This window comes from Amycolatopsis sp. NPDC049253, from assembly GCF_040678995.1.
In the GTDB taxonomy this organism is placed as follows: domain Bacteria; phylum Actinomycetota; class Actinomycetes; order Mycobacteriales; family Pseudonocardiaceae; genus Amycolatopsis.
Window position 1 is genome coordinate 65,661 of the sequence record NZ_JBFAQX010000007.1, and the last position, 13,787, is coordinate 79,447.

The 13,787-nt window shown below is 70.8% G+C and carries 9 protein-coding genes; 3 read left to right on the top strand and 6 right to left on the bottom strand.

Translation table 11 applies throughout. From position 1 onward, the window contains the following. Positions 1 to 23: 23 nt before the first annotated feature. Together AB0K15_RS18030 and topA are read right to left on the bottom strand one after the other, a co-directional pair. Positions 24 to 1,163 carry an MFS transporter gene (locus AB0K15_RS18030; protein WP_364051089.1) on the bottom strand — a complete coding sequence of 380 codons (1,140 nt, stop codon included), beginning with the start codon at positions 1,161 to 1,163 and terminating at the stop codon, positions 24 to 26. A gap of 72 nt (positions 1,164 to 1,235) precedes the next feature. Further along, entirely contained in the window at positions 1,236 to 4,124 is a 2,889-nt protein-coding gene (gene topA / locus AB0K15_RS18035; protein ID WP_364051092.1) for a type I DNA topoisomerase, read from the bottom strand. 317 nt (positions 4,125 to 4,441) lie between these two features. Between topA and AB0K15_RS18040 the strand changes: the two genes are divergently transcribed. Further along, positions 4,442 to 5,260, top strand: a complete 819-nt coding sequence (locus AB0K15_RS18040) for a serine protease (RefSeq protein WP_364051095.1) — start codon at positions 4,442 to 4,444, stop codon at positions 5,258 to 5,260. Positions 5,261 to 5,281: 21 nt separating this feature from the next. Here AB0K15_RS18040 and AB0K15_RS18045 read toward each other — a convergent pair whose 3' ends face one another. Both AB0K15_RS18045 and AB0K15_RS18050 read right to left on the bottom strand, forming a co-directional pair. Continuing rightward, a complete protein-coding gene (locus AB0K15_RS18045; protein ID WP_364051098.1) occupies positions 5,282 to 6,001 on the bottom strand; it encodes a hypothetical protein in 720 nt (239 codons plus the stop codon). A gap of 70 nt (positions 6,002 to 6,071) precedes the next feature. After that, positions 6,072 to 7,388 (bottom strand): MFS transporter, encoded by a 1,317-nt coding sequence (locus AB0K15_RS18050; protein WP_364051101.1) that lies wholly within the window; start codon positions 7,386 to 7,388, stop codon positions 6,072 to 6,074. Positions 7,389 to 7,443: 55 nt separating this feature from the next. Here AB0K15_RS18050 and AB0K15_RS18055 point away from each other — a divergent pair, with 55 nt between their 5' ends. After that, positions 7,444 to 7,896 (top strand): MarR family winged helix-turn-helix transcriptional regulator, encoded by a 453-nt coding sequence (locus tag AB0K15_RS18055; RefSeq protein WP_364051104.1) that lies wholly within the window; start codon positions 7,444 to 7,446, stop codon positions 7,894 to 7,896. A 533-nt stretch (positions 7,897 to 8,429) separates the two neighbouring features. On the opposite strand, the gene AB0K15_RS18060 is transcribed toward AB0K15_RS18055, so the two are convergent. Further along, the gene (locus tag AB0K15_RS18060) at positions 8,430 to 9,014 is read right to left on the bottom strand and encodes a hypothetical protein (RefSeq protein ID WP_364051107.1); all 585 of its coding nucleotides are present in this window, start codon (positions 9,012 to 9,014) and stop codon (positions 8,430 to 8,432) included. Between the two features lie 158 nt (positions 9,015 to 9,172). Beyond that, a complete protein-coding gene (locus tag AB0K15_RS18065) occupies positions 9,173 to 11,434 on the bottom strand; it encodes a sodium-translocating pyrophosphatase (RefSeq protein WP_364051110.1) in 2,262 nt (753 codons plus the stop codon). A 276-nt stretch (positions 11,435 to 11,710) separates the two neighbouring features. Between AB0K15_RS18065 and AB0K15_RS18070 the strand changes: the two genes are divergently transcribed. Then, positions 11,711 to 13,787 (top strand): DEAD/DEAH box helicase (locus tag AB0K15_RS18070; RefSeq protein ID WP_364051113.1); only part of this gene is annotated, 2,077 nt, incomplete at its 3' end.

Genomic DNA, 13,787 nt, shown 5'->3' on the forward strand with positions numbered 1-13,787 from the left:
GCGACCGTGCGCCGAACGGTCGGTCAGCGGGCCGGAACCGGGGCCGCCCGCATGGTCGGAGCCAGGAAGTACACCGACACCACCAGCGCCCCGACCACGCCCAAAGTCCAGTGCAGCCCGATGCCGCCGGCCAGGGCGCCGATGAGGACCGGCCCGACGAGAAAGCCGAAGTAGCCACACGCCGCCACGGCCGCGATCGCCCGGCCCGGCGCGAACGGCTGCTTGCGGCCGGCCGCGCTCCAGGCCAGCGGCACCATGCCGGACACCCCGAGCCCCACCACGGCGAACCCGGCGACCGCGAACCCGGGCACCGGCACGGCCACCACCAGCAAGAACCCGGCCAGGGTCACCAAGGTCGCCACTCGCATGAAGGGCACCACCCCGAACCGCTCCACCAGCCGGTCGGCCACCACGCGCACCGCGATCATCGTGATCGAGAACGCGAAGTACCCCAGCGACGCCAGAGCCGCCGACGCGGCCGTGACGTCCCGCAGGTAAACCGCACTCCAGTCGTTCACCGTCCCCTCGGCCACGAAGCCGCAGAACGCGATCACGCCGAGCGGGATCAGCGCCTTGCCCGGCAGCGCGAACGCCGCGTCACCCTGGCCGCGGTCGGCGCCCGGCAGGAAGCGCGTCGACGCCGCGAGCGCGACCACCAGCAGCACCACGCCCGTCACGGTGAAGTGCACCCCGATCGGCACGCGCTCCAGCAGCGCGCCGACGCCGGAACCCAGCAGCCCGCCGATGTTCCAGAACGCGTGGAACCCCGCGAAGATCGGCCGGCCGTACGCCTCCTCGACGCGCGCGGCGTGGGCGTTCATCGACACGTCGAGCAGGCTGTTGCCCACGCCGAGCACCACGAGCGCACCCACGAAAGCGATCAGGTTCGACGCCAGCGCGGCCAGCGGCAGGCCCGCGCACAGCACCGTGGCACCGACGACGACGCCCCGCCGGCTGCCGATCTTCGTGAGCACCGGCCCGGCCGCCACGAGCGCCACCACGGATCCGGCCGCGAGGCCGAACAGGCCGATCGCCAGCTGTCGGGCGCTCAGGCCCGCGTGCGCCTGCGCCGCCGGGATCCGCGCGGCCCACGTGGCGAACGCCGCCCCGCACACCGCGAACACCACCGAAACGGCCGCCCGCGCACGCCGCGTCTCCTGCATCGAAACTGTCCCCCAGACGCGAAGAAGGGGCCACCCGAAAGTCTCGGGTGGCCCCGACGGAAACTCCGCCTGCTACTTGGCCTTCGCGGTGCTCGCCTTCTTCGCGGGCGCCTTCTTGGCTGTCGTCGTCTTCGCCGCGGCGGCCGACTTCGTGGCCGAAGCCGACTTCGCCGCCGTGGACTTCGCCGGCGCCTTGCGCGTCGTCGTGGTGCGGCGCTTCGGGGCCGGGCCCTTCGCCCGCTTCTCCGCGAGCAGCTCCGCGCCACGCTCGGCCGTCAGCTCCTCGATGCTGTCGGACTTCCGCAGCGTCGCGTTGTACTCGCCGTCGGTGACGTACGGGCCGAAGCGACCGTCCTTGACCACCATCGGCTTGCCCGACACCGGGTCGTCGCCGAGCTCCTTGAGCGGCGGCTTCGCCGTGGCCGACCGTCCCCGCTGCTTCGGCTCCGAGTAGATCTTCAGCGCCTCTTCCAGCGTGATCGAGAACAGCTGGTCCTCGGTCTGGATCGAGCGCGAGTCCGTGCCCTTCTTCAGGTACGGCCCGTAGCGCCCGTTCTGCGCGGTGATCTCGTCACCCGACTCCGGGTCCTTGCCCACCACGCGCGGCAGCGACAGCAGCTTCAGCGCGTCTTCGAGCGTCATCGTGTCGATGGCCATCGATTTGAACAGCGAGCCCGTACGCGGCTTCGGCTGCTTCGCCTTGGCGGCCTTCTTCTGCGCGGCCGTCGCACCCTCGGGCAGCGGCTCGGGCTCGGGCAGCACCTCCGTGACGTACGGGCCGAAGCGGCCTTCCTTCGCCACGATCTCGTGCCCGCTCACCGGGTCGACGCCCAGCTGACGGCCTTCCTGCGGCGTCGCGAAGAGCTTCTCCGCGATCTCCGAGGTCAGCTCGTCCGGCGGCAGGTCCTCGGGCAGGTTGGCGCGCTGCGACTGGCCGTCGACCTCGCGCTCGAGGTACGGCCCGTAGCGGCCCACGCGCACGACGACCTTGTGCCCGTCGGCGTCGTTGAACAGCGGGATCGAGTTGATCTCGCGCGCGTCGATGCCCTCGACGCTGCCGTCGACCAGCTTCTTGAGCCCGCCGAGCCGCCCGACCGAGCCCTCCACGCCGAAGTCCCCGCCGAAGTAGAACTTCTGGAGCCACTCCACGCGCTGCTCGTCGCCGTTGGCGATGCGGTCGAGCTCGTCCTCGAGACCGGCGGTGAAGTTGTAGTCCACCAGGCGCTCGAAGTGCCGCTCCATCAGGCCGATCACGGCGAACGCGACCCACGAGGGCACCAGGGCGGAGCCCTTCTTCCACACGTAGCCGCGGTCCTGGATGGTCTTGATGATCGACGCGTACGTCGACGGGCGGCCGATGCCCAGCTCTTCCAGCTTGCTCACGAGGCTCGGCTCGGAGTAGCGCGCGGGCGGCGAGGTGGTGTGGCCGTCGGCCGACAGCTCGGACGCGGTCAGCCCCTGGTCCTTCACCAGCACCGGCAGGCGGCTCTGCTTGTCGTCGGCCTCGCCACCGGCCTCGGTGTCGACGGCCTCGACGTAGGCCTTCAGGAAGCCGGCGAAGGTGATCGTGCGGCCCGAAGCGGCGAAGGTGCACTCCTCGCCCGAGGTCGCGGTGCCGACGATGCGCACCGACATCGTGGTGCCCTTCGCGTCGGCCATCTGCGACGCGATCGTGCGCTGCCAGATCATCTCGTACATGCGGAACTCGTCGGAGTCCAGCTCGCCCGCGACCTGGCCCGGCGTGCGGAACACCTCGCCGGACGGGCGGATCGCCTCGTGGGCTTCCTGCGCGTTCTTCACCTTGCGCGTGTACTGCCGCGGCGAAGGCGACACGTACTCCTTGCCGTACAGCTGCGTCGCCTGGCTGCGGGCGGCCGAGATCGCCGACTCCGACAGCGTGGTCGAGTCGGTACGCATGTAGGTGATGTAGCCGTTTTCGTACAGCTTCTGCGCGATCCGCATCGTGCGCTCGGACGTGAAGCGCAGCTTGCGGCCCGCTTCCTGCTGCAGCGTCGAGGTCATGAAGGGCGCGTACGGCTTCCGCGTGTACGGCTTCTCCTCGACGCTGGACACGGTGAAGTCGCGGTTGGCCAGCGCCTGCGTCAGGGCCCGCGCCTCGGCCTCGCCGAGCACACGGATCTCCTTGGCCGTGCCCTTGAGCTGACCGTCGGAGTCGAAGTCGCGGCCGGTGGCCAGGCGGGCGCCGTCGACGCCGACCAGGCGGGCCGGGAAGGTCTGCGGCGAAGCGTCTTCGCCGGCGTCCATCGTCGCGGAGATGTCCCAGTAGGACGCCGAGGTGAAGCGCATGCGCTCCCGCTCACGCTCGACCACGATCCGCGTCGCCACGGACTGCACGCGGCCCGCCGAGAGCTTCGGCATGACCTTCTTCCACAGCACCGGCGAGACCTCGTAGCCGTAGAGGCGGTCGAGGATGCGGCGGGTCTCCTGCGCATCGACGAGATCGACGTCGAGCTCGCGGGTCGCGTCGGCGGCCGCGCGGATCGCCTGCTCGGTGACCTCGTGGAACACCATGCGGCGCACGGGCACCTTGGGCTTGAGCGTCTCGAGCAGGTGCCACGCGATGGCTTCGCCCTCGCGGTCGGGGTCCGTGGCGAGGTAGAGCTCGTCGACGTCCTTGAGCAGGCCCTTGAGCTCGGTGACCTTGGACTTCTTGTCCGGCGTGACGATGTAGAGCGGCTTGAAGTCGTTGTCGATGTCCACGCCGAGGCGCGCCCACGACTCGCCCTTGTACTGGGCCGGCACGTCGGCCGCGCCGCGCGGAAGGTCGCGGATGTGCCCGACGGAGGACTCGACGACGTAGTTGCCGCCGAGGTAGGGGGCGATCTTGCGGGCCTTCGTAGGCGACTCGACGATCACCAGCCGCCGAGTCCCGGCGCCGTTCGTCCCGGTGCCGTCCTTCTTGGTCCGTGCTCCTGCCACGCTGCCCTGCTCTCCACTCATCCCCGCGCCATCGCCCTCGATGGCGGCGGCACTCCTTTTACCCCTCGACGAGGGGTGCTGCGCCCGCGTCTTCGACCTGCCAGTGTGCACGCCCGCACCGGCCGCGCAGCGGCTAGGTGGCCTGACACGCCGCCGGGCCCCTGCCCGTCGGATCGCCTGTGACCTCGGCGATGTTTCCTCTCCACACCTAGCACGTGATTCCGGACACGTGCCGTGCAGGGTATCTCGTGATCACGCCGATACCCTCCGTTCGACGGTGGTGGACCCGACGTTGGCACCGCTTCACTTACTACCTCGTCGAGCCGAAAGGAACCACCATGACCCGACGCCTGCTGGGTGGCGTGCTCGCGGCCGTGGCCGCGTTCGCCCTGGTCACCGCCCCCGAAGCGAGCGCCGCGACCACCACGTTCTCCGGCACTGTGGCGCTGTCCAACTGCTCCGGCTCGGTCGTCAAACCGGCCGGCACGCCGGACACGGCGCCCGCGCTCGTACTTTCCAACGGTCACTGCCTGGAGTCGGGTTTCCCCGATCCCGGCGAGGTCATCGTCGGTCAGCGGTCCACTCGCACCTTCAGCCTGCTGTCGTCGGACGGCAAAAGTTCACTCGGGACGTTGAAGGCCAAAAAGGTCGTGTACGCGACCATGACCGACACCGACGTGTCCCTCTACCAGCTCGACACGACGTACGCGGCGATCAAGCAGAAGTACCACGTCTCGCCGCTCGAGCTCGTCTCGGCGCACCCGACCGCGGGCACGCACATCGACGTCGTCTCGGGCTACTGGAAGACCATCTACTCCTGCTCGATCGACGGGTTCGTGCACGAGCTGCACGAAAACGGCTGGGTCTGGAAGGACTCGATCCGCTACACACCCGAGTGCAAGACCATCGGCGGCACGTCCGGCTCCCCGATCGTCGAGACCGCGACCGGCAAGGTCATCGGCGTGAACAACACGTCGAACGACGACGGCCAGCGCTGCACGCTCGACAACCCGTGCGAGGTCGACGGGTCCGGGAACGTGACCGTGCATCCCGGGACCAAGTACGGCGAGGAGACGTTCGGTATTCCCGCCTGCCTGACGACGGCGAGCGAGATCGACCTCAACCGGGCTGGTTGCACGCTGCCCAAGCCCCAGTGACACAGCCGTAGCACTACAGCCCTAGCCGACGGCCTCCAGGACGTCGCCCAGCAAATACTGAAGGGGACTCCCGCCGCCTCCGCCGCGGCGTGAGTCCCCTTCGGTGCGTTCGGGCCGGGTGTCCTCACGGAGTTCGGGCAGCTCGGGCCACGCGGCCTCCGCGCCCGCGGGCGCCTCGCCGATGAGCTCCAGCAGCCCGTCGAGCTTGCGCCGCCCGGTCAGCCGCGCGGCGGGCTCCTCGGCCTTCGGCCCCAGCAACCGCGCGTGGACACCCAGCGGCGCCAGCGCGGCCAGCAGACCGTCGTGCATGTGCGGCGCCAGCGGGTCCATGCCGAGCAGGTAGCCCGACGGCCCCGGCCGGCCCGCGGCCAGGGCCCACATGCGCAGCATCGCGCCGCTCAGCCGGAAGCCTTCGGGCAGCGCTTTGCCCGAATCGTCTTCGGACGGACCCGAGCAGCCCTGGCGCAGCCACTGCACGGACAGCGGCAGGAGGTCGACCCGGAACGACGTGCGCACCTGCGGCCGCCCGCAGTCCCGCACCGCCACCTGCGCGTCGGCCCCACGCCGGCGGCACTCGCGCGCCAGCACCCGGGCGCGCCACTGCTCGTCGACGTTCACGGACAGCCGCGCCGCCGTGCGCCCGAAGCCGGTGATCTGTCCTTGGCAGCACAGCAGGCCGGCCAGGTCCGCAAGCCCCGGGCCGCTCGCCTCCGCAGAGAACAGCGAGATCGTCCGATCCACGCGGATCATGATAGAACACAAGTTCGATCGGACGCGAGGGTCAGGCGGCGGATTTTCGCCGATCGAGCGATCATGCCGGCACGCGGTCGTCGGCCGCCCGGGGCGCGAAGACCACGGCCACGAGCAGCGCGACGGCGGCCACGAGGAACACCGCAGACAGCGTGAGCAGGCCGAAGACGGCGATCCCGAGCGAGCCGCCGATCTGGCGCGCGAAGGTGAGGGTGGCCATCCCGGCGCCGAGGATGTCCTGGGGTGCCCACGACTGCGCCAGCAACGTGTAGGCCTGCATCGACAACCCGAGGGCGCCGCTGCACGCGAGCCCCACGACCACGGCGACCAACCGGGTCGGGCCCGGCTGGAGGAGCGGGAGTGCCGCAGTGGCCAGGAGTCCGGCCACGCCGAGGACCAGCCCGAACCGGCCCCAGGCCGTGACGCGCGGCCGGCGGCGGGCGAGCAGCGCGAACCCGGTGGTCGCCAGCACTTGGCCGACACTCATCGGCAGGAGCAGGAGGCCCGTGGCCGTGGGACTGGCGGCGCCGATGGCCAGTGGCACGTAGGTGAAGCTGCCGAACAACGCCACGCCGGTCAGGAAGGTGACGGCGACGGCCCGCGCGAGGCGGGCGTCGGCGAACAGCCGCGGCGGGACCAGTGGCGCGGCCGCCCGCCGTTCGACCAGCACGAAGGCGACCGCCGCGACCAGCCCGACGACCACGAGCACGGGTGCCCACCCAGGCGTCGCACTGCTGCCGAGCACGACGACACAACCCCCGGCGACCGCGACCGGAACCGCGCCCATCCAGTCGAACCGGATTCGGCCCGAGCGCCGCTTGCCCGGCACCGAACGCACCCCGAGAACTACAGCCACAACACAGACCGGCAGATTGATCAGGAAGATCGACCACCAGCCCGCGACGGCCGCCAGCACGCCGCCCAGCGGAGCACCGCCGATCGACGACAGCGCGAACACCGCCGTCAGCCAGCCTTGCCGCCGCACCAGTTCGTCCCGGTCGAACAGCTCCGCCATGGCTGCCACCGCGGCCACGATCAGCCCGCTCCCGCCCAGCCCCTGCACCGCGCGAAACGCGATCAACGCGGCCAGATCCGGCGCCAGGGCACCCGCCGCCGACCCGACGGCGAACGCTGTGACCGAGCCGACGAACATGCGCCGCCACCCCCACCGGTCGCCGAGGCTGCCGTGCACCGGCGTGGCGACCGCGACCGCCAGCAGGTACGCCGCCGTCACCCCACCCACCGAGCCGGGATCGCCCAGGTCGGCGCCGATGGACGGCAACGCCGCGACCACCACGCTGGTGTCGAGCGAAGCCATCAGCAGCCCCAGCACGAGCGCGGCGAACGCAGCGTCGCGACTACGAGGGAGTATATGCATATCGCACACGTTATGCATGCGGATCGCACACAGTCACGGTAGGGTGGAGCCCGTGATGCCACCCCTCACCGAAGCCGGGCCCGCGTTGTTCCGCCTGGTCAGACACTGGTCCCGACGCTGGACCCTGCGCACGTCGGCCGAGCTCACGGGCGAGATGCGCCACGTGCAGCACATCCTCGCGGTCGAGGCTGTCGACACGGGGAGCGAGCACACCGACGAGGTGACCGTCGCGACCGTCGCGCACCACCTCGGCCTCGACCACTCCGGCGCCAGCCGCATGGTCCGCGACGCGACCACCGCCGGCTACCTCACCCGCGCCACCTCGGACCACGACCGGCGCCGCGCGTCACTGCAACTCACCGACAGCGGGCGCGAACTGCTCAACGCCTCGCACCAATGGCAGCGCAGAACCTTCAACGACCTCACCGCCACCTGGTCGGCCACCGACCGCCAACGCTTCGCCGCCTACCTCATCCGGCTGACTCGCGAACTTGATTCGGAGAGCTAGTCAGCGCGGCGCGCTCGCACGGGTCAGGTCTCGCGCAGCACCTCAGGACAGGGTGGGCACCGGGCATCACCGCAGCTCACGGGAGGCAGGCGCGAGCTGCTCGCCCCGACCAGCCGGTGGCAGCGGCCGACGTCGAAGCACCTCACCGCCACCCGCACACCAGCCGAGCGCCGGCTACGTCGTCCGCGCGACCGCGGTCGGACACGGCTCGCGCAGCACGTCCAGACAGGGCCGACGCCGGGCGACGCCTCAGTTCGCCGACAGCATGCGCGAGCTACCCGACCCGCCCCATCGGTGGCAGCGGCCGACGCTCCACCAACTCACCGCCACCCGCGCACCAGCCGAGCGCCGGCAACCTCGTCCGCGCGACCGTGACCAATCACTTCTCGCGCAGCACGTCCAGACAGGGCCGACGCCGGGCGACGCCTCAGTTCGCCCGCAGCAGGCGTGAGCTACCCGACCCGCCCGTGGCAGCGACTGTCGTCCAACCAAATCACCACCCGCGAATCAGCCGACGCTCGTCGCCGAGCGTGTCAGCGCGGCGCCGGTGGCACCACCAGCTGCTGGCAGTCCGGCGCCCGCTTCCCCGCGGCCGAGAGTTCCGGCGTCGCGTTGAGGCCTTGGAGGACGTTGAGGGCGGCGACGTCGTCGAGGGTTGCCCGGGCGTCGCCGAGGGCGGTTTTGGTGGTGGAGGCGTCGGTGGCCGTGTCGAGGCGTTCACGGACCGTGTCGGCGCGCGCGCGGACGGAGGCGAACTGTTTGAGCAGGTCGCTGCGGGCCTGGTCGTCGCCGGGTAGTGGCGGCGGGCCGACGCGGTCGAGGCCGTCAACGGTCTGGTCGATGCCGTCGACGACGGACGACAGGAGCCGGCTCGACGTGCGGGAAGCCTGTTCCGGCGAGCTGGGGTCGATCTCGGGCAGGTTCGCGAGCGTGCGGACGAGGTGGGTGACCGCCGAGCAGTAGCCGTCCGCCCATCTCGCGGCCGGATCGGCCTGGCTGGAGGTGTCCGCCTGCCCACCGCTGTGGGTCTGCGACACCGGCGGCTGCTGCCCGCAGGCGGCAAGGCCGACACCGAGTGCCGTGACCAGCGCGGCTAGAACGGTCGACCGCGGCCGCACCGCGACACCTCCTGCCCGTCGACGTCCAGGTGCCCCCGACCGTACCGACCCGAGAATCATTCGCAAGTCACCCGCCGGAGTGCGGGAGGAATTCCCGACACGCCGGGACCCGGCACGCGAGCAGCGCGCCGGGCCCCGGACGGTGTTCGAACGGCGGATCAGGCTTTCGCCTCCGCCGGAGTGTTCTCGATGACCGTGCCGCGTCGCTTGGACACGACGACCGCCGCGACGATGACCGCCAGCGCGACGACCGCGATCACGATGCGCCACGTGGTGTCGGCGCCGCCGCCCAGCGTCAGGCTGACGACCGCCGGCGCGATCAGCACGGAGACCAGGTTCATCACCTTGATCAGCGGGTTGATGGCCGGGCCCGCGGTGTCCTTGAACGGGTCACCCACGGTGTCACCGATGATGGTGGCCTCGTGCGCGTCGGAGCCCTTGCCGCCGTGGTTGCCGTCTTCGACGAGCTTCTTGGCGTTGTCCCAGGCACCACCGGAGTTGGCGAGGAAGATCGCCATCAGGGTGCCGGTGGCGATCGCACCGGCCAGGTAGCCGGCGAGCGCGCCCGTGCCGAGGCCGAAGCCGACGGCGATCGGGGCGAACACCGCGAGCAGACCCGGCGTGGCGAGCTCACGCAGCGAGTCGCGCGTGACGATGTCCACGACCTTGCCGTACTCGGGCCGCGTGGTGCCCTCCATGATCCCGGCGATCTCGCGGAACTGGCGGCGCACTTCCTGCACCACCGCGCCGGCCGCACGCGAAACCGCGTTGACGGCCAGGCCCGAGAACAGGAACACCACGGCCGCGCCGACGATCACGCCGACCAGCGTCGACGGGTTCACGACGTTGGCGATGAACTCGCCCGTACCGCCCACGGCCTTCGTGATCGCGTCCGAATAGGACCCGAACAGCGCCGTGGCCGCGAGGACCGCGGTGGCGATCGCGATGCCCTTGGTGATGGCCTTGGTGGTGTTGCCCACCGCGTCCAGCTCGGTCAGGATCTGCGCGGCCTTCTCGTCGACGTCGCCCGACATCTCGGCGATGCCCTGCGCGTTGTCGGAGACCGGGCCGAAGGTGTCCATCGCGACGATGACGCCGACCGTGGTCAGCAGGCCGGTACCGGCGAGCGCGACGGCGAACAGCGCGACACCGCCACCCAGCAGGAACGCGCCGAACACGGCGGCACCGATCACGAGCGCGGTGTACACGGCGGACTCGAACCCGACCGAGATGCCGGAGAGGATCACCGTGGCGGCACCGGTTTCCGACGTCTTGGCGACGTCCTGCACCGGCTTGTGCTCGGTGCCGGTGTAGTAACCCGTGAGCTTCAGGATGATCGCGGCGAGCACGATGCCGATGATCACGGCGACGGTCGCGATGACCGCCGGGTTGCCGCTGTTGCCGGCGAACTCCGCACCGAAGTCGGAGAAGCTGCTCGGCAGGTACACGAACGCCGCGACGGCCGACAGCACCGCGGAGATCACCGCGGAGATGTAGAACGAGCGGTTGATCGTGACGAGACCGCCCTCGCCCGCACGCGCCTTCGTGATGTACACGCCGATGACGGCGGTGATGACACCGATGGCGGGCACGATGAGCGGGAAGATCAGGCCGCTGGAACCGAAGGCGGAGCTGCCCAGGATCAGCGCGGCGACCAGCATGACCGCGTAGGACTCGAAGAGGTCCGCCGCCATGCCGGCGCAGTCGCCGACGTTGTCACCGACGTTGTCGGCGATCGTCGCCGCGTTGCGCGGGTCGTCCTCGGGGATGCCCTGCTCGACCTTGCCGACCAGGTCCGCGCCGACGTCGGCGGCCTTCGTGAAGATGCCGCCGCCGACACGCATGAACATCGCGATCAACGCGGCGCCGAACCCGAAGCCCTCCAACACCTTCGGGGCCTGGCCCGTGTAGACGAGCACGACGATCGCGGCACCGAACAGGCCGAGGCCGACGGTGATCATGCCGACCACGCCGCCGGTGCGGAACGCCACGCGCATCGCGATCTCGCGGCCGCCTTCTTCACGCGCCGCGGCCGCCACGCGCAGGTTCGCCTGCGTCGCGAGCCACATGCCGAGGTAGCCGATGGTGAACGAGAACACCGCGCCGACGAGGAAGAAGATCGAGCGGCCGATGCGCTCGTTCCAGTCGTCGGCGGGGAGCGCGAACAGCAGCAGGAACACGATTACGCCGAAGATGGCGAGGGTGTTGCGCTGCCGCTTCAGGTATGCGGCCGCACCTTCCTGCACCGCCTTGGCGATGTCCTGCATCTTGGCGGTGCCCTGGCCCGCGGCCAGCACCTCCCTGAGCAGCACGTAACCGATGGCGAGTGCGGCAAGGGCGACCACGGCGACCACACCGACGATGGTGTAGCCACCCCCGGAGAGCGTGAGACCGCCCTCCGCGAGGAACTGCCGGGACATTCGTCCTCCTGGGAACGCCGTTGGCCAATGCGGACTCGTCGTACCCGGCGTGCCTGCACTGGCATGGGATCTGTACCGAGCGACACGCTAGCCGTGCGGGCAATGCACGTCTCACATGACGATCGCCACAGAGGGTGTGGATTGCGGGAGTGTATTGGTAGTGCTCAGCGGCCGTGCAACGCGTCCCGGTGACAGCACGTTCCGTGACCTTGTGTGATTGCTCACTTGATCGATCTCGCCGCGGTTCTATCGGTGCCCTGTGCGAAGCTTCGGCACGTGGTCGAGCGAGGACGGAGGCTGTTGAGCCGGGTCACGGCAGGGCTCCCGGTGAGTGAGAACCCGGTCACGCACGTGGCCGAGCTTCCCGCGCGGGCAGCCGGTTTCGCGGCGTGGCCGGAGTGGGCCGCGCCGTCGGTCGTGTCGGCGTTCGCGGGTTCCGGCCTGGAGATGCCCTGGAAACACCAGGTGGAGGCGGCTTCGCTGGCTCACGCCGGGTCCCATGTGGTGGTGTCGACGGGCACGGCTTCGGGGAAGTCGTTGGCGTACCAGTTGCCGGTGCTGTCCGCACTGGCCACGGGCTCGGCGGCGACCGCGTTGTACCTCTCGCCGACCAAGGCGCTGGGCGCTGACCAGCTGCGTTCGGTGTCCTCTTTGGACATCCCCGCGGTGCGGGCCGCGTCCTACGACGGTGACACCCCGATGACCGAGCGCGACTGGGTGCGCGCGCACGCGAACTGGGTGTTCACGAACCCGGACATGCTCCACCGCGGGATCCTGTCCTCGCATTCGCGGTGGACCCGGTTTTTCAAGAACCTGGCCTACGTGGTGGTCGACGAGTGCCACAGCTACCGCGGCGTGTTCGGTTCGCACGTCGCCCTGCTGCTACGCCGGCTGCGGCGGGTGGCCGCGCACTACGGGGCGTCGCCGGTGTTCGTGCTGGCCTCGGCGACCACGGCTTCGCCGGCGGAGTTCGCTTCGCGGCTGACCGGGCTGCCGTGCGCGGCGGTCACCGAGGACGCTTCGCCGCGGGGCGCGCGGACGGTCGCGTTGTGGGAGCCCCCGCTACTCGACGAGCTGACGGGCGAGAACGGCGCGCCGGTGCGGCGTTCGGCGGGTGTGGAGACCGCGCGGATCCTCACGGACCTCGTGGTGGAGGGCGCGCGTTCGCTGGCTTTCGTGCGCTCGCGCCGCGGGGCGGAGCTCACGGCGTTGGGCGCGCGGCGTCTTTTGTCCGAAGTGGACCCGGCATTGGCGGAAACCGTTGCGGCGTACCGATCCGGCTTCTTACCGGAGGAGCGTCGGGCGTTGGAGGCCGCGTTGCTGTCCGGCCGGTTGCTGGGGGTGGCGACCACCAACGCGCTGGAGCTCGGCGTCGACATCGCGGGCCTCGACGCCGTGGTGCTCGCCGGCTACCCGGGCACGCTCGCGTCGTTCTGGCAACAGGCCGGGCGCGCCGGGCGCTCGGGCGACGAGGCGCTGGTCGTGTTCGTGGCGCGCGACGATCCGCTCGACACCTACCTCGTGCACCACCCGGCGGCGTTGCTGGAGCGTCCGGTGGAGACGGCCGTACTCGACCCGACGAACCCGTACGTGCTCGGGCCGCAGCTCGCGTGCGCCGTGGCGGAGCTGCCACTGACGGAACCGGAGCTGGACACGTTCGGCGGCCCGGCGGCGCGCGCCGTACTCGCGGACCTGGCGGAGGAGAAGCTGCTGCGCCGCCGGTCCAGCGGCTGGTACTGGACCGCTCGCGAACGCCCCCACGCCGAGGTCGGCATCCGCGGCTCCGGCGGCGACCAGATTGCGGTGGTGGAGGCGGATTCCGGCCGCATGCTCGGCACCGTCGACCCGGGGTCGGCTTGCTACGCCGTGCACCCGGGTGCGGTGTACCTGCACCAGGGCTCGTCGTACGTCGTCGACGAGCTCGACCTCGAGACCGGCCTCGCCCTCGTGCACGCCGAGGACCCGGACTGGCACACGTCGCCGCGGGAGGTCGTGGACATCTCCGTGCTGTCCACGCAGGAACAGTGCACCCACGGCGGCGTCACGGTGTGCCTGGGCGAGGTGGCGGTGACGTCGCAGGTCGTCGGCTACCTGCGTCGCCGCCCGTCGGGTGAGGTGCTGGACCACACCCCGCTGGACCTGCCGGAACAAAGCCTGCACACGCGCGCCGTCTGGTACACGGTGACGAGCGATCTACTCGGCCCTGCGCACCGCATCGGAACGGGCGGCATCGGCGCGGCACGGGCCGGGGCCGTCGCGCCGGCGGGGACCGGGAGTGCTCGGGTCGGGGCCGCGACCGTGGCATCGGCGGGAACCGAAAGCGCTCCCGGCGACGCTGCAACAGCGACCAACG

Coding starts and splice junctions, on each gene's coding strand:
- AB0K15_RS18050 (WP_364051101.1), bottom strand. CDS start 7,388: ATGCATATACTCCCTCGTAGTCGCGACGCTGCGTTCGCCGCGCTCGTG.
- AB0K15_RS18065 (WP_364051110.1), bottom strand. CDS start 11,434: ATGTCCCGGCAGTTCCTCGCGGAGGGCGGTCTCACGCTCTCCGGGGGT.
- AB0K15_RS18040 (WP_364051095.1), top strand. CDS start 4,442: ATGACCCGACGCCTGCTGGGTGGCGTGCTCGCGGCCGTGGCCGCGTTC.
- topA (WP_364051092.1), bottom strand. CDS start 4,124: ATGAGTGGAGAGCAGGGCAGCGTGGCAGGAGCACGGACCAAGAAGGAC.
- AB0K15_RS18030 (WP_364051089.1), bottom strand. CDS start 1,163: ATGCAGGAGACGCGGCGTGCGCGGGCGGCCGTTTCGGTGGTGTTCGCG.
- AB0K15_RS18055 (WP_364051104.1), top strand. CDS start 7,444: ATGCCACCCCTCACCGAAGCCGGGCCCGCGTTGTTCCGCCTGGTCAGA.